Genomic DNA, 15,185 nt, shown 5'->3' with positions numbered 1-15,185 from the left:
GTGATGCGGGGGACGCAAGCCGTCCAATATTCAATAGGTGTTGCTTCATACCCCGAAGGTATCGTGGGTTCACTTTCGCTGCAAAACCGACTCACCGGCCTGGGGCGGCAGCCGCAGGTTATCCAGCAGCGCCACGCCGGCGATCACCGCCACTAGAAGAAACGTCAGCTGGAAATCGGCGGTGGCGGCCTGCCCGGTATTGCCGTGAAAATTCATGGCAAAACGTAACAACAGCGCGCCAATCGCCACGCCCATGGCCATGCTCAGCTGGAAGAACATGCTGAACAAGGTTGAGGCGTCGCTCATCTGCGCCTTGGGTATATCAGCGAACCCCAGGGTGTTGAACAAGGTGAACTGCATGGAGCGTGACAGGCCACCCACGAACAGAATGAACAGGATCAGCGCCCAGCTCATGCGCTCGTCCAGCAGCGCACAGGCCGCAATCGCGAGCACGCCAAGGATGCCGTTGATCATCAGCACCGGACGAAAGCCCCAGCGCTGCATCACCGCCGTGGTGAACGGCTTCATCGCCAGGTTGCCGGCAAATACCGCGAGCACCAGCAACCCCGCATCGAATGCAGAAAGGCCGAACGCCAGTTGAAACATCAGCGGCAGCAGGAACGGCAAGGTGCTGATGGCCACCCGGAAAATCGACCCGCCGCACAGGCACACACTGAACGTGCGCACACTCACCACACCCAGCGCCAGCAATGGTTGGGCATGCCGGCGCATATGGCGCCAGGCAAAGGCACCGAGCATCACGCCTGCAGCGCTGAGTAACAGGCCCTGCAACAAGCTGCCACGGCTTTGCCCGAGCAGTTCCACGCCGTACAACAGCGCCGCGCTGGCGACACCCACCAGCAGGAAGCCGCTGAAATCGAATGAGCGGGACGTGACCTCGTCGTGTTTGGGGATCAGTACCAGCGTGGCAATCAGCGCCAGCAGGCCCAGCGGCAGGTTGAGGTAGAAAATCCACGGCCAGGACGCGTGGGTAACGATAAACCCGCCCACCGGCGGCCCGAGTATCGGCGCCACCAGGCCGGGCCAGGTGATGAATGAAATCGCCCGCACCAGGTCTTTTTTCTCGGTAGCCCGCAGCACCGCCAGGCGCCCCACCGGCACCATCATCGCGCCGCTGATGCCCTGCAACACGCGCGCGGCGACGAAGGTCTGCAGGCTGTCGCTCCACCCGCACAGCAGTGACGACAGGCTGAACAGCACGATTGCCCAACCGAATACCCGCCGCGAGCCAAAGCGGTCGGCCAGCCAGCCGCTGATGGGAATGAACACCGCGACGGCGAGCATGTAGGCGCTCATACCGATGTTCACGTCCACCGCGCCCACGCCGAAGGTTTTGGCGATGTCCGGCAACGCGGTCGCGATCACGGTGGCATCGAGGTTCTCCATGAAGAAGGTGACGGCGACCAACAAGGCAATCAGGGTTGAGCGGCGTTGGGAGGTCGACGTCATTGCTGTTCACTCATGGTTTCGAATCGGCACTTTATCAATAAGTGCGTCCTTTATGGTCCGCGAAATGCCTGCCTCACAACGTGGCGCCCGGTAACGAATTGCCCCGAATTGGGGTGCGCGCTTGCAAAAAACGGCTGTCTCACGCGTCAAAACCCATCAAAAACCTGAAAAAGTCATTAGTTGGCACGATAACCGCTTACTAGCTAATACAGGATTGTTGAACAATCCAAATCTCCCTGCATCCAGCAACCGAGGCGACGAATATGCAAAAAGGTCTGACGGGCAAGAACACCCTGCGCACATTGGCGCTAGCGATCACCCTGGCGTGCGTGACGCCGCTGCTGTCGGCTGCCGAAATCAAGGGCACCCTGAAACCGGGCGAGCTGTCCATCGGCTCCGACCTCACCTACCCGCCTTACACCTACCTTGAGCAAAAGACCCCGGCCGGTTTCGACCCGGAGTTCATGCAACTGATGGGCAAGCAACTGGGGCTCAAACCACGTTTTCTCGACACCCGTTTCGCCAACCTGATCCTCGGCGTCAACGCCCGGCGTTTCGACGTGGTGGCCTCGGCGCTGTACGTCACCCCCGAGCGCGCCAAACAGGTGGATTTCCTCAGCTACTTGAAGACCGGTTCTTCGCTGATGGTGCTCAGTGCCGGCGACTTCAAGCCCCAGCGCCCGGAAGACCTGTGCGGCAAGCGCGTCGGGTCGATCAAGGGCGCGTCGTGGGTGCCAAAGCTGAACAAGGTTTCGGCGGACTACTGCCTCCCTGCGGGCAAGCCGGCGATCGAGTCGCGTGAGTTCCCGACGTCTCCGGAAGCCGCCCAGGCCCTGCTCGCCCAGGCGGTGGACGTGCAGATGGAAGACGCGGCGGTCGCCAAGATCACCGTGGAAAAACTGCAAGGCAAAACCGTGATCAGCTCCAGCGAGTTGATCTACCCGGTGGTGGTCGGCCTGGCCGTGCGCAAGGAAAACCCGGCACTGCTCCAGGCGCTGACCGGCGCCCTGAGCCAGATCAAGCAGGACGGCAGCTACGGCAAGCTGCTGGCGCGCTACAACCTGGCCGAGCCGAACGCCGCCGAGATCAGTGCGGCACTGGGTAACTGAAACGCGGAGCACCTTTATGCAATTCGATTGGCACTACACCCTGGGCTTGTTATGGAACGGCGACTTCTGGCGAGCCGTCGGCACCGTGGTCGAACTGAGCCTGGAAACCTGGCTGCTGGGCATTGTGCTGGGGTTTTTCCTGGCCCTGGCGCGGCAGTCGGAGCGCCGCTGGCTGCGGGACTCCGCTGGCGTCTACATCTGGTTCTTCCGCAGCCTGCCGTTGCTGGTGCTGTTGATCTTCGTCTACAACCTGCCGCAGGTGTTTCCGTCCACCAGCGTGGTGCTGTCCAACCCCTACTCCGCGGGCCTGATCGCCCTGGTGCTGAGTGAGGCGGCCTACATCGCCGAGATCCATCGGGGCGGCCTGCTGGCGGTGGTCAAGGGGCAGCGCGAAGCCGGCAAGGCGCTGGGCGTGGGTTATCGCGGCGTGCAGCGCTTGATTGTGGTGCCGCAGGCGCTGCGGGTTGCGTTGCCCACACTGGCCAACGAATACATCACCATCGTCAAGCTCACCTCGCTGGTGTCGGTGATTTCGCTTTCGGAAATCCTGCTGGTGGGCCAACAACTCTACACCCAGAACTTCCTGGTAATGGAGACCATGCTGGCCGTGGCGTTTTATTACGTGTTCATCGTGACGGTGTTCAGTTGGCTGTTGCGGGTGCTGGAGAACCACCTGGACGTGACCCGGCGCAAACCCAAGGCCATCGCCCCCGCCGTGCTCGACCAGGTGGCCACGCGTCGTGCCCCCGGCCAGGCCGAGCCCGGTGAGTTTGCCTTGCAGGCTCGCGGGGTGCGCAAGGCCTATGGCGAGCTGGAAGTGCTCAAGGGCGTCGAACTGAATGTGCGCTGGGGCGAGGTGGTGTCGATCATCGGCCCGTCAGGCTCTGGCAAGACCACGCTGATTCGTACCATGAACGGCCTCGAAAGCCTCGACCGTGGCGAAATCACCCTGCAAGGCCAGCCGTTCCTGCGTGGCAGCCAGGAGCCGCAAGGCGCGCTGGGGCACAAGGTGCATATGCGCGGCATCGTGCATGTCGGCATGGTGTTCCAGGGGTTCAACCTGTTCCCGCATAAAACCGCCCTTGAGAACGTGATGCTCGCGCCGGTCTACCATGCCCATGGTAGCGGCGAAGAACTGCGCCTGTTGAGCCTGGCCCTGTTGCGCAAGGTCGGCATGCTGGAGCACGCCGGCAAATACCCGCACCAGCTATCCGGCGGGCAACAGCAACGGGTGGCGATTGCCCGCGCCCTGGCGATGCGGCCTTCGGTGATGCTGTTCGATGAACCCACCTCGGCCCTCGACCCGGAACTGGTGGGCGACGTACTGGCGGTAATCGAGGAATTGGCTCGCGAGGGCATGACCATGGTCATCGTCACCCATGAAATGAACTTCGCGTTCAAGCTTTCCGATCGTGTGGTGTTCATGGAAGGCGGCGAGATTATCCAGGACGCCCCGCCGCGTGACATGCTCGAGCAACGCAGTGAACGCATGACCAAGTTCCTCAAAGACGTCCAACTGGCGCGAGCCCAAGGAGCCCCGACGTGAGCCAAGCCAAGGAACCCAGCCTGTCGCTGGCCGACCAGGTTGCCATCGAACTGCGCGAAGACATCATCGGCGGCCGCCTGCTGCCCGGCATGCCGCTGGTGGAAAGCGAACTGGTGAAGGCCTACAACGCCTCGCGCAACACGGTGCGTGAAGCCTTGCACCACCTGGGCCGCGAAGGCCTGACCAGCTACGTGCGCAACAAAGGCGTGATCGTGCGCCGCCTGGGGGTGGAGGAAGTGCGTGACATCTTCAAGGTGCGACGCACCCTGGAACTGCAGGCCATCGCCGCCAGCAAGCCGCTGCGCGAATACCAGTCCGACCTGATGCTGGAGTCCATCGAGGCTGCGCAACTGGCCCAGGACCGCGAGAACTGGCAAGCCTTCGGCACCCACAGCCTGCGCTTTCACCAACATATTGTCGGGCTGATGCGCAGCCCGTTGCTGGACGAGTTTTTTACCCATATTGCAGCCCAGATGCGCCTGGTGTTTTCCAACGCGCCCAGCGAGGAAACCTTCCAGAAGCCCTGGCTGGAGCGCGACCGGCAGATTCACGACTTGCTGGTTGACGGCCACAAGCAAGCCGCCGGCGAAGCCCTGGCCAGCTACCTCAATGACTCCGAATCGCTGCTGCTGGACATCCTGAGCAGCATTCCAAAACCCTGAAGCGAGGACCCACCATGTACAAGGACTACCCAGCGGCCTACCAAGTCAGCAAAGGCGCTGCCTTGCAGGTCGACAAAGCCTTCTATGACCGCGTGCGCGAGTCCCGGGACGGGCGCACCCTGATCGAGCAATTCGAAGTGCCGATCCGCACCGGCCGAGCCTGGAAAGTACCGGCAGGCCATGTGTTCCGCGTGACCACGCCGGTTGGCCCGCAGGTTGGCGACTTCAACGTGTGGAGCGCCAACGACCCCCGCGAACGCATGTGGGCGGCACGCACCCGCCAGCTGCAAGGCGCGCACGTCACCACCTACGACCGCCTGTGGTCGAACCTGCCGTTTTTGCGGCCGATGGTCACCATCACCGACGACAGCCTGGCCGACTATGGCATCGACGAACACGGCGGGCGCCTGCACGACTTGCTGGGCACGCGCTGCGACCCTTACGTGAACAAGATGCTCACGGGCGAAGACTTCCACCACCACTGCCACTCCAACCTGACCCGCGCCGTGCTGCCCCATGGCCTGACCGAGTTCGACGTGCATGACGTGCTGAACATTTTCCAGTGCACCGGCCTCAATCACGACGACATGTACTTCATGAAAGCCTGCCCGGCCAAGCAGGGCGACTATCTGGAGTTCTTCGCCGAAATCGACCTGCTGTGTGCCCTCTCCACCTGCCCCGGTGGCGACCTGTCGCTGCCGATGTGGGGCCCGGATGCGGAAGACCCGTTGAAGGTCTGCCGTCCGCTGGGGGTGGAAATCTACCGCCTCGACGACGCGCTTCTGGAGGGCTGGAAACAACCCGAGCGCGCCGCCTATAACGGTAACCATGGCCTGTTGATTGCCAAGGCCGACTGGGAAAAGTAAAGGGCAGGCCCACACCTGGGGCGCCGCGCCTCAGGTGTTCTGCGCAATCCTGCGGCTGACAAAACTGAAGGCCAGCACGATAAAAATCAGCACGCCGGTTGCCACCTGCTGCCAGTAGAAGTTCCAGCCGATCAACAGCAAGCCATTGGCGATGACGTTGATGAACAGCACCCCCAGCAATGTGCCCGGAATATTCGCCCGGCCCTGGCGGTTCAATGTGGTGCCGATAAACACCGCACCAATCGCATTCAGCAGGAACGCATTGCCCGACAGCGGCACATAGGCACTCACCGTCGAACTGAGCAGGATCCCCGCCACCGCGCACGCCAGCGCCGCCGCCAGCACCGTGGTGGTGACGATGCGCCGCACCGACAAGCCCGAGTAATAAGCCAGCAGCGGCTGGGTACCCTGGGCCAGCAGTTCGCGCCCCAGGCGTCCACGGGCCAGCAACAGGCCGTAGACCACGGCCAATACCAGCACGATCAACAGCGGCAAGGGCACGCCCAACGGGCTGAAGCTCGCCAGTTCCGGCTTGAAACCCTGGGCGATATAAATTGGCTGGCCGCCGTCCGAGAGCAGTTGCTGGGCACTGGTGCCGATAAACAAGGTGCCGAGGGTGGCCAGGAACGGGCTGATCCGCAGCCCCGCGATCAAGCCGGCATTGAACAGCCCTACCAGCAGCCCGGCGGCCAACGCACCGGCAATCGCCACACCCAGCCCGTGCCCGGCGTTAAGCAACACCACGAAGCTGAAGCTGGCGAAATCCAGCGCGGTGCCTACCGACAGATCGATGCCACCGGCCGCCACCGCATAGGTCATGCCGATCGCAACAATCGCCAGCAGCACGAAGTTATTCAGCACCAGGCTTTTCAGGTTGCCGCCACTGAGAAACCCCGGCGCCTGCCAGGCAAACACTACGACGATCGCCACAAATACCAGCGGTAACGTCAGTGGCAAAAGCGAACGCCAAGCGCCGTCCTGCTGTTGCAGGGTTGATACGCGACTCATGACTGCTCTCCCCGGTTCAATGCGCTGGAAGCGGCGACCACCAGCAGAATCAGCACGCCCTGGACACCGTTGACCCAGAAGCTCGATACGTTGAGCAACTGAAACCCGTTGATCAAAAAGCCGATCAACAGCGTCGCGAGCAAGGTGCCGGGGATGCTTGCCACCAGTCGCCGGGAAAACACCACGCCAAGAAAGGCTATGGCGACCACCGACAACAGCATGTCACCGGAGCCGGTGGTGCTGCCGCTGAAAAATGCCGCTGAACACAACGCCGCCACCGCGGCACACAGCCCAGAGAGCAAATAACTGGAGAGTACGTAGGCCGGCACTCGAATCCCGGCGGCCTCGGCGGCGTGCGGGTACTCGCCGACGGCATGCAGGCGCAGCCCATAGGCGGTGTGCTGGATCAGCAGCGTCAACACAAAGGCCGTCACCAGCAACACCCAGGCGAGTGCCGGCACGCCCAGCCAGGTCCCGCCACTGAGCAGGTCGAGCAACGGTGAGTCGGTCGAGACGACGGTGTTTTCGGTGAGGACCAGCTCCAGCCCGGCCAGTACATTCATGCTTGCCAGCGTTGCGAGCAACGGTGGCAAGCGCAGCACCACCACGGCCAGGCCATTGAGCAGGCCCACCGCCAGGCCGCAACCCAAGGTCAGCAGCAGGCTTGCCCACAGGTCGAGGCCTGCGTTGTTGAGTCGACTGAACACCGCCGCGCACAAGCCCAAATTGGCCGCCAGCGACAGGTCGAGCCCGCCGGCCACCACGTTGGAGCCGCCGCCGATAATCACGCAGGTCAGGCCGAAGGCAAGTACGCCGAGGATCGCCGACTGGCTGAACACATTCGCGATATTGCCGACTGAAAAGAAGTTCGGCGCGGCGACGGCAAAGCCCAGCAAAATCGCGAGGAATACGCCCACCGAGCCGCGCCGCAACAGCAGTACCCATAACCGTTGGGACAAGCCAGGAGTAGCAGCTTCAAGCAGGGACATGCGCCACCTCCTGTTTCACCTGCACAGCCACTGTGGACTGCACCGCACCCGTGGCACACGCCAACAGTTGATCACTGTCCGCCTCACCGGCATGGAACTCCCCGGCTATTTCGCCGCGATGCAACACCAGGATGCGGTCGCAGATCCCCAGCAGCTCGGGCAAATCCGAAGACAGCACCAGCACCGCTGCGCCCTCTTCCACCAGCCGCCCGATCACGCGATAAATCTCGACCTTGGCGCCGACGTCCACACCTACGCACGGCTCGTCCAACAAGTACACCGCCGAACGGCGACTCAGCCATTTGCCCAGGGCGACTTTCTGCTGGTTGCCGCCGCTGAGCTGGCTGACGGCAGCCTGCGGGCCCGGCGTCTTGATCGCCAACTCGTCGATCAGCCGCAGGCTTTCGGCCTGCTCCTTACGCTGGCTCAGTAACCCCCAGCGACTGAAACGCCCAAGCCCGGCGAGCGTGAGGTTTTCCAGCACCGACAGCAGCGGTGAAATCCCCTGGCTGCGGCGTTCTTCCGGCACCAGTGCAATCCCTTGGGCAATGGCTTCTCCGGGTGAACGCAGGCGCAACAAACGCCCCTCCAGATGAATGCTGCCGCTGTCGGCGCGCACCACACCGAACAGGGTCTTGAGCAGGTCCTTGGCGCCCGACCCGACCAGCCCGGTGAGGCCGACGATCTCGCCCCGACGCAATTCCAGGTCGATCTGCCGGTAGCGCCGGGCCAGGCTCAGCCCACGCACCTGCAGCAATGGTTCGCCGAGCTCGACCTGCGCCTTGGGGTACATCTCCTGGACCTCGCGGTTGACCATCAACCGCGCAATCTGCGCGCTGGAGGTGTGCCGTGGCTCAACCACGGCCACATCTCGACCATTGCGCAACACCGTCACTTCATCGCACAGGCTGTCGATTTCCTGCAGGTAATGGGAGATGTAGAGAATCGACAAACCCTGGTCCCGCAGGCGCTTGACGATCCGCAGCAGCTGGTCGACTTCGCGCTTGACCAGCGCCACGCTGGGCTCGTCGAACACCAGGATCTTCGGCTGGCGAGTCAACGCCCGGGTGATTTGCAGCACCTGGCGCTCGGCGCTGTTCAGCTCGCCTACCAACGCGTCGGCGGGCAGTTGCAGCTCAAAATATTCCGCCAGCAAGCGCTCGGCCTCGCGCTGCTGCCGGCGCCGGTCGACAAACGGACCACGGCGTAATTCATGGCCGAAAAACAACGCCTCGCCCACGGTAAAACTCGCCGGCAACAGCCGCTCCTGATGGATGAACTGCACGCCCAGCGCGTCCACCTGGCGCGGCGACAGTGCGGCATACGGCTGGCCGTCAATGCTCACCTGCCCCGAGTCCGCTTTGTGGATCCCCGCCAGGACCTTGATCAAGGTCGACTTGCCGGCACCGTTCTCGCCCACCAGGCCGTGAATGGTGCCGCGCTCGACTTTCAGGCTCGCATCCTCCAGCGCCAGGGTGGCGCCGAAGCGTTTGCGCAGGTGCTGCAAGTGCAACGCGGCCATCAATCACCCCGCAGTTGCTGGACCTGCGCCAGGTTGGCGGCGGTGGTCAGCAGCGTCGGCACATGGGTTTCCTTGGGCAGGTCACGCTGCCCGGCCAGGTAGCGGGCCACGTTCTGCACAGCAGTCTTGCCGATCAGCGCCGGTTGCTGGGCGACTACCGCGCCCACCGGCGAATTGGCCTGGCCGAGCAGCTCCAGCACCTCCGGCGTACCGTCCACGCCGTAGGTCTTGATCTCGGTGCGCTTGGCGTCGATCAACGCCTTGCTTGCCCCCAGTTGCGGAATGTCCCACGCCGCCCAGATCGCCGAGACACTGCCGGCCGGGTACTTGTTGAGCAATGCGGACACCTGGGAATAGGCATCCTGCACGGTGTTGGGGATCACATCCCGCAGCTGCGGCTCGATGATTTCCAGTTGCGGGTGATCCTTGAGCGCCAGCTTCAACTGGTCGTAGCGAATCGCGCACACCGGCACGCCGTAGAAGCCGTTGAACACCAGGATCTTGCCCTTGCCGCCGGCATCCTTGATCAACTGATCGGCCAGGGCCTTGCCGGTGGCGACGTTATCCGAGGTGGTGTTGTTGAGGCTGTACTGCGACGGCGCGTCGATGGTGAACAGCGGGATGCCGGCCTTGCTGATGCGCTTGAGCCACGGGTCGATCACGCTCAGGGTGCCGAGGGTCTGGATCACCGCATCGGGTTTCTGGGTGACCACGGTTTGCAGTTGGGTCACCAGGTTCTTGTCGTTGCGCCCTGCATCCAGGGTGATCGGCGTGCCGCCGAGGCGCTTGATCTCGTCGACCTGGGCCTGGAAGGCCTTGATATCGAAGTAGTGACTGGTGCCGGTCATGCTCACGGCAATGCGCTTGCCGGCCAGGGACGGCACCGCGTCATCGCCCTCGGCGGCCTGGGACACGGCGGCGTGGCCCAGCAACAACGCTGCGCCGAGCAAGATGTAACGTGAACGCGAGAAAAAGGTGCAAGGCATACAGGGCTCCGCTGAGCAACGGGTGAAAGGGTTCACCTGTGTGCATTGCAGAGCCCATGCCATAAATTATTTCGAATAAAATCAAGCAGATGAAAACATTGGATGACGTTGCGCTGTCCCGCCCAAACCACAACTGTCCGACTGCTGTTGCCCAGCCAACAGTTGGCCGGGAAATCCGGCCAGCCACCTCAGGCCGCCGGGTAAGCAAAGATCAGCTCGACCCTGATCCCGTTGGGGTCTTCGACAAACAATTGGTGCTCGAACAGCTCCGGCACCACCCGCTCGGTAAAAGGCAGCCCTAGCGTGTGCAGGCGTTGCCGGTGAGTTTCAAGGTCATTGCAGCGCAATGCAATGTGATCGAGCGCACTTGAGCCGTCGCCGGCAGCACGCACCCCAAGATACGTTTCAAGCTGCGCGGCGCTGCCCTGCAGGCTGGCGATATGCAGCAGCGGGCGACCTGCTGAATAAAGCCAACTGCCCGGAAAAGGAAACGCCGGGCGCCAGCCCTCCTCCAGGCCGAGGGCGTCACGATAGAAACTCACCGTCGCGTCGACATGCTCCGTGCGGAGCGTGAAGTGATCAAGGTAGTGAACGGTCATGTGCAGAGCCCTCCCGTCAGAGCGCACCCAACTGCTTCATCAGCGTCAGGTTGTCTTCGATGTGCCAGTTGGCGACGATCTTGCCCTTGCCGATCTGGTAAATGTCGGTGGCAATAAAGTCTACGACCTGCCCAGTGCCCTTGATCTGACCAAAGGAACCGGTGAAGTGCCCGCGAAAATGCAAATGTGCCACCACGCGGTCGCCGGCAATGATCATTTGCTCTACTTCACAGCTCAGGTCCGGCACCGCGCCGCGAAACGCACGGGAGGCCAGCAGCGGTCCCTCCGGCCCTTGTTTGCGCCCGGCGGGCGGTGTTTTATCGATGAAGTTGAGCGCCAGCGCTTCACGGGCCAGGCTCTCGTCACCGGTATTCCAGAAAGTGTCGTAACGCCGGGCGACAGTTTCCATGATCTTCAGTTGCGCGGCGGTCAGGCTCTTGTCCACCACCAGGACACCCGGCGTCACCAGTTCGGTGGTGGCAAACGCCACGCCGGAGAGGGTCAGGGCCAGGAATCCGGCGGCGATAAGGGGAATGGAACGTTGCATACGGGCACATCCTTTAAAGGCGAAGAGAACGAACTCAGATGGTTTCGCTTTCCCTGAGGCTGAGGGGGCTTTTCAAGGTGTATTGAGCGATGGCGTCCTTGCGCATGAACGCCACGCCGGGATGGCTGTTGGCGTACCGCAGAAACTCGTCCCAGACCCTGACCATTTGCGGCGTACCGCTGATGCGGTCGTGGGCACTGATCGCCATCATGCGGCGTCGGCTCCCGGCTTCCAGGTAGAGCTGGTCGAACTCCAGCTTGACCTGTTGAAGGAATTTCGAGGGCGAGTAATTGCGCCCCTCAATCAAGACGATGTCGTTGTTGCGCAGGGTATACGGGACCACGACAAAGTCCTTGCCATTGACCTGCTCAATAAACGGCTCATCGCGACTCACATCATCAATGTGATAGACGTAGCCCAGCTCCTGCAACAACGACAAGGTATTGGGCCCGCGCCGCAGCCAGTTGCAGTTGTAGCCGGTGACCGGCTGGCCAGTGACGTCCTGCAACATGCTCGCGGCCTGGCGCAGGAAAGTGCGCTCTTCATCGCGGCTCATGGCAAATTGCGAGCTCCAGTGCGGGCCATGCCCCGAGGCTTCGTGCCCACGGGCGACGATCTCCCGGGCCAGCGCCGGGTTGCGCTTTACGGCGTCGCCGATCATGTGGCAGGTGACTTTCACCCCATGCCGGTCCCAGAGATCAAGCATCCGCGGAATACCTTCACGGTAGCCATAGGCAAACCAGGTATTGGTGGCCACATCCTCTGGAACACTGTCGGGAAAATCCACGTGGGGAAACGGACTATCAGTGCCCTTGAGCGGTTGGCCGCCTGCCTCGAATTGCATGGAAATGGACACTACCAGCCGGGTGTCCCCTGGCCAGAAACGCCCGATTGCCTTGCCGGCAGTCGCCGCGGGGGCAGCGTTGCCCGGCCCTGTCACCGCAGCTTTGGCAGCGGCCGGGCCGAGCAGCGATCCTGCGGCCAGAACAGCAGCACCTGCGCCGGCCTGGGCGAGGAAAGTACGACGATGCGGGTTATCGGTTTTGTCCATGTTGGTTCACCTCATACTGAATTCAGGGGATCAGGCAATCGCGGCAGGCCGGGTGGCTTTACCCGCGGCTTCCTGGGAAACAATGAACAGCACACCGAGCAATGGAATCGCCGCAGCCGCAAACGGAATCGCCGCCGCGCCCCAGTGGCTGTCCACAACGATGCCGCCGATGACGCCGCCCAGGGCATTGGCCAGGTTGAAGGCCGAGATATTCGCCGTGGCAGCCAGCTCCGGGGCCTTGCCGCCGTGCTTCATCACGCGCATTTGCATGGATGGCACGTTGGCGAACGAGGCGATACCGAAGAGGAACGCGGTCACCAGGAACGGCCACTTGTAGGGCGCCACAAGGCCTGCGGCGATCAGTGTCACGATCATCGCCGCCGGCCAGAACATCAGCGAAAAGCGCAAGTTGGCGTCTGCGGTACGCGCCCCGAGACTGTTGCCGACTACCAGGCCAATGCCGACCACGACCAGCACAGCGGTCAGCATCGTCGAATCAAACCCGGCCACCTGTTCGGCGATCGGCGCGATATAGCCATAAAAGGCCATGAACCCGGCCCAGCCGAGCACCGTGAACATCAGACTGGCCAGCAGGTTGCGGTTACGGAACACCGCCAACTGGTTGATCAACGACACTGACTGCTCGGTGCCCTGGCGCTTGATCGACACAATGATTGCCAGCAACGCGAGCACGCCCAACGCGGCGACTATCAGGAATGCGGTGCTCCAGCCATATTGATTGCCAATCCACGAGCCGGCGGGTACGCCCAGCACGTTGGCCAACGTCAGCCCGGCAAACATCTGGCCGACGGCGCGGCCTTCCATGCCGCTGGCCACCAGGCGCGTCGCGACCACCGCGCCGATCCCGTAGAACGGCCCCTGGGTCAGCCCGGCAATCGCCCGGCTGACCAGCAACACGCTGTAGTCGCTGCTGAGGGCAGTCATTACGTTGGCGCCGACGAACACCGCCATCAACAACCACAGCACCGTGCGTTTTTCGTAGCGCGAGAGCCAGATGGTCAGCACCGGGCCTCCGATCACGATGGCCAGCGCGTAGGCGGTAATCAGGCTGCCAGCCTGCCCTTCGCTGATGTTCAAGCTGTGGGAGACCTGGGTCAGTAATCCGGCAATCACGAACTCGGCGGTGCCGATGGCGAAAGCCGCCAGGGTCAGCACCCAGACCTGGATGGGCATTTTCGAAGAATTGGATGACATGTCAGTCACTCCGATGGTTAACGATGGATGCAAAACTAGTTCTTTTGGCTTAACTTGATAATTGAGTCGAAATCAAAAACCACTTTCGGAAATACCGAACAATGCTGCTGAAGAACCTTGAGTTGTTTTTGCTGATTGTGGAAAAAGGCGGGCTGTCGGCAGCGGGTAGAGAGCTGGGACTGTCACCCGCCTCCGTCTCGGAAAGGCTCGCGCAGTTGGAGGGTTTCTATGGCGCCAGCCTGCTCAACCGCACCACCCGGGCGATCAACCTGACGGACGAAGGCCGCTTGCTGGTGGAAGGCGCCCGCCGCTTGCTGGCAGAGGCCAACGAGCTGCACAGCAGCATTCGCCATGGCACCCACACCCTGTCCGGGCCGATTCGCCTCAGCGCCCCGGAAGACCTCGGGCGCCAATACATCGAACCGATCCTCGCCGCATTCATGCTGGAGCATCCCGAGATCAGCATTGACCTGAACCTGAGCGACGGCTACGCCGATCCGGTGAGCCAGGGCATCGATTTCGCGGTGCGCTACGGCGAGCTGGCGGACAGCACCCTGCATGCCAGGCCGATTGGCGAAAACCGTCGCGTGCTGTGTGCGTCACCCCACTACCTGGCGCTCAATGGTACGCCCCGACACCCCGAGGATCTGGCGCGCCACGAGTGCCTGGTGATGCGCTTCGGCATCAATATTTCGCGGGAATGGACCTTCAAGCGGTACGGGCACGCCCATCGGGTGCTGGTCCAGGGCCGGCGGGTGGCGAACGACGGTGCGCTGGTACGCCAGTGGTGCCTGGCGGGCCATGGCATTTGCCTGAAATCGGTGTGGGACGTGCGCGCCGACCTTGAGGCCGGGCGATTGGTCGAGCTGCTGGCTGACTATGATTTGGGCAGTACCGCGCTGAACATCATCTATCCGCCGACACGGGTTCAACCGCGCCGTGTCAGGGTGTTGATCGAGCGGATAGTGGATGAGCTGTCGCTGCACGATCATTCAATATCCGGCCGGCCGTTAGGCCTAACTTAAGGCTCCAATGTCCTGCAACCCTGGAACCTACAATGCCCGTCTCCCACGCTTCGACGAATTACGCCTCGATCAACTTCGCCCAGAAATACGCCCTGTTCAGCGAGCAATGGGCGCCCAAGGTCGTCGCGCAGATGAACGACTACCAGTTCAAGGTGGTGAAGATCGAAGGTGACTTCATCTGGCACGACCATGCCGACACCGATGAAACCTTTATCGTCCTCGAAGGCACCCTGCGCATCGACTTCCGCGACGGCGCGGTGACCATCGGCCAAGGGGAAATGTACGTGGTGCCCAAGGGCGTCGAGCACAAGCCGCACGCATTGGGTGAGGTGAAGTTGCTGTTGATCGAACCCTGCGGCGTGCTGAACACCGGCAGTGAGGGTGGCGAGCGTACGGCAATCAACGACGTGTGGATTTAGCACCTTCCGGCGTTGCCTGTTTGGGCTAGTCTTTACCTCACAGTTACTCCAGGCCAGGAGCACGCGTGATGAACAGGCAGCTCAGGAAAACCTCAGCCCTCGTGATTGCCCTGATGGCGTTGATGGGCAACGTCTACGCTGGCACTGGTGCCTGCCCGCCCACCCATGCCC

General features: G+C 62.3%; 15 protein-coding genes. 6 read left to right on the top strand and 9 right to left on the bottom strand.

Going from position 1 to position 15,185, the window contains the following annotated elements; all coding sequences use genetic code 11:
* Positions 1–69 precede the first annotated feature (69 nt).
* Positions 70–1,470: a DHA2 family efflux MFS transporter permease subunit gene (locus HX786_RS25840; protein WP_177054032.1), complete on the bottom strand. Its 1,401-nt coding sequence runs from the start codon at positions 1,468–1,470 to the stop codon at positions 70–72.
* 263 nt (positions 1,471–1,733) lie between these two features.
* On the opposite strand from HX786_RS25840, the gene HX786_RS25835 reads away from it, so the two are divergent.
* From HX786_RS25835 to HX786_RS25820, 4 genes are read left to right on the top strand one after another with little or no spacing between them, the layout of a single operon-like run.
* The gene (locus HX786_RS25835) at positions 1,734–2,579 is read left to right on the top strand and encodes an ABC transporter substrate-binding protein (protein ID WP_177067826.1); all 846 of its coding nucleotides are present in this window, start codon (positions 1,734–1,736) and stop codon (positions 2,577–2,579) included.
* 16 nt (positions 2,580–2,595) lie between these two features.
* Positions 2,596–4,125: an amino acid ABC transporter permease/ATP-binding protein gene (locus HX786_RS32205; RefSeq protein WP_178912777.1), complete on the top strand. Its 1,530-nt coding sequence runs from the start codon at positions 2,596–2,598 to the stop codon at positions 4,123–4,125.
* Complete coding sequence (locus HX786_RS25825; protein ID WP_178912776.1) at positions 4,122–4,787, top strand: GntR family transcriptional regulator; 666 nt, start codon at positions 4,122–4,124, stop codon at positions 4,785–4,787. The genes HX786_RS32205 and HX786_RS25825 overlap by 4 nt, the downstream gene beginning before the upstream one ends.
* Positions 4,788–4,801: 14 nt before the next feature.
* Positions 4,802–5,653, top strand: a complete 852-nt coding sequence (locus HX786_RS25820; RefSeq protein WP_008433843.1) for a DUF1989 domain-containing protein — start codon at positions 4,802–4,804, stop codon at positions 5,651–5,653.
* 30 nt (positions 5,654–5,683) lie between these two features.
* On the opposite strand, the gene HX786_RS25815 is transcribed toward HX786_RS25820, so the two are convergent.
* From HX786_RS25815 to HX786_RS25780, 8 genes are all read right to left on the bottom strand, one after another.
* On the bottom strand, positions 5,684–6,661 hold the full coding sequence (locus HX786_RS25815; RefSeq protein ID WP_178912775.1) for an ABC transporter permease: 978 nt from the start codon (positions 6,659–6,661) through the stop codon (positions 5,684–5,686).
* A complete protein-coding gene (locus HX786_RS25810; RefSeq protein ID WP_178912774.1) occupies positions 6,658–7,650 on the bottom strand; it encodes an ABC transporter permease in 993 nt (330 codons plus the stop codon). The genes HX786_RS25815 and HX786_RS25810 overlap by 4 nt, the downstream gene beginning before the upstream one ends.
* The gene (locus HX786_RS25805; protein ID WP_178912773.1) at positions 7,637–9,172 is read right to left on the bottom strand and encodes a sugar ABC transporter ATP-binding protein; all 1,536 of its coding nucleotides are present in this window, start codon (positions 9,170–9,172) and stop codon (positions 7,637–7,639) included. The genes HX786_RS25810 and HX786_RS25805 overlap by 14 nt, the downstream gene beginning before the upstream one ends.
* Positions 9,172–10,158, bottom strand: a complete 987-nt coding sequence (locus HX786_RS25800) for a sugar ABC transporter substrate-binding protein (protein WP_177021730.1) — start codon at positions 10,156–10,158, stop codon at positions 9,172–9,174. The genes HX786_RS25805 and HX786_RS25800 overlap by 1 nt, the downstream gene beginning before the upstream one ends.
* 188 nt (positions 10,159–10,346) lie before the next feature.
* Positions 10,347–10,757 (bottom strand): VOC family protein, encoded by a 411-nt coding sequence (locus HX786_RS25795; protein WP_177021731.1) that lies wholly within the window; start codon positions 10,755–10,757, stop codon positions 10,347–10,349.
* A 16-nt stretch (positions 10,758–10,773) separates the two neighbouring features.
* Positions 10,774–11,304 carry an ester cyclase gene (locus HX786_RS25790; protein WP_177021732.1) on the bottom strand — a complete coding sequence of 177 codons (531 nt, stop codon included), beginning with the start codon at positions 11,302–11,304 and terminating at the stop codon, positions 10,774–10,776.
* 34 nt (positions 11,305–11,338) lie between these two features.
* Positions 11,339–12,355 carry a polysaccharide deacetylase family protein gene (locus tag HX786_RS25785; protein ID WP_177021733.1) on the bottom strand — a complete coding sequence of 339 codons (1,017 nt, stop codon included), beginning with the start codon at positions 12,353–12,355 and terminating at the stop codon, positions 11,339–11,341.
* 30 nt (positions 12,356–12,385) lie between these two features.
* On the bottom strand, positions 12,386–13,570 hold the full coding sequence (locus HX786_RS25780; RefSeq protein ID WP_178912772.1) for an MFS transporter: 1,185 nt from the start codon (positions 13,568–13,570) through the stop codon (positions 12,386–12,388).
* Positions 13,571–13,671: 101 nt separating this feature from the next.
* On the opposite strand from HX786_RS25780, the gene HX786_RS25775 reads away from it, so the two are divergent.
* Both HX786_RS25775 and HX786_RS25770 read left to right on the top strand, forming a co-directional pair.
* A complete protein-coding gene (locus HX786_RS25775; protein ID WP_178912771.1) occupies positions 13,672–14,595 on the top strand; it encodes a LysR family transcriptional regulator in 924 nt (307 codons plus the stop codon).
* A gap of 32 nt (positions 14,596–14,627) precedes the next feature.
* On the top strand, positions 14,628–15,014 hold the full coding sequence (locus HX786_RS25770; RefSeq protein WP_003210863.1) for a cupin domain-containing protein: 387 nt from the start codon (positions 14,628–14,630) through the stop codon (positions 15,012–15,014).
* Positions 15,015–15,185: the final 171 nt, after the last annotated feature.

The organism is Pseudomonas sp. 21615526, assembly GCF_013386245.1.
Lineage (GTDB): Bacteria > Pseudomonadota > Gammaproteobacteria > Pseudomonadales > Pseudomonadaceae > Aquipseudomonas.
The sequence above is the reverse complement of the archived record's forward strand: the minus strand, read 5'-3'. Positions and strand labels throughout refer to the sequence as shown.

Coding starts and splice junctions, on each gene's coding strand:
- HX786_RS25840 (WP_177054032.1), bottom strand. CDS start 1,470: ATGACGTCGACCTCCCAACGCCGCTCAACCCTGATTGCCTTGTTGGTC.
- HX786_RS25835 (WP_177067826.1), top strand. CDS start 1,734: ATGCAAAAAGGTCTGACGGGCAAGAACACCCTGCGCACATTGGCGCTA.
- HX786_RS32205 (WP_178912777.1), top strand. CDS start 2,596: ATGCAATTCGATTGGCACTACACCCTGGGCTTGTTATGGAACGGCGAC.
- HX786_RS25820 (WP_008433843.1), top strand. CDS start 4,802: ATGTACAAGGACTACCCAGCGGCCTACCAAGTCAGCAAAGGCGCTGCC.
- HX786_RS25815 (WP_178912775.1), bottom strand. CDS start 6,661: ATGAGTCGCGTATCAACCCTGCAACAGCAGGACGGCGCTTGGCGTTCG.
- HX786_RS25810 (WP_178912774.1), bottom strand. CDS start 7,650: ATGTCCCTGCTTGAAGCTGCTACTCCTGGCTTGTCCCAACGGTTATGG.
- HX786_RS25805 (WP_178912773.1), bottom strand. CDS start 9,172: ATGGCCGCGTTGCACTTGCAGCACCTGCGCAAACGCTTCGGCGCCACC.
- HX786_RS25800 (WP_177021730.1), bottom strand. CDS start 10,158: ATGCCTTGCACCTTTTTCTCGCGTTCACGTTACATCTTGCTCGGCGCA.
- HX786_RS25795 (WP_177021731.1), bottom strand. CDS start 10,757: ATGACCGTTCACTACCTTGATCACTTCACGCTCCGCACGGAGCATGTC.
- HX786_RS25790 (WP_177021732.1), bottom strand. CDS start 11,304: ATGCAACGTTCCATTCCCCTTATCGCCGCCGGATTCCTGGCCCTGACC.
- HX786_RS25785 (WP_177021733.1), bottom strand. CDS start 12,355: ATGGACAAAACCGATAACCCGCATCGTCGTACTTTCCTCGCCCAGGCC.
- HX786_RS25780 (WP_178912772.1), bottom strand. CDS start 13,570: ATGTCATCCAATTCTTCGAAAATGCCCATCCAGGTCTGGGTGCTGACC.
- HX786_RS25775 (WP_178912771.1), top strand. CDS start 13,672: ATGCTGCTGAAGAACCTTGAGTTGTTTTTGCTGATTGTGGAAAAAGGC.
- HX786_RS25770 (WP_003210863.1), top strand. CDS start 14,628: ATGCCCGTCTCCCACGCTTCGACGAATTACGCCTCGATCAACTTCGCC.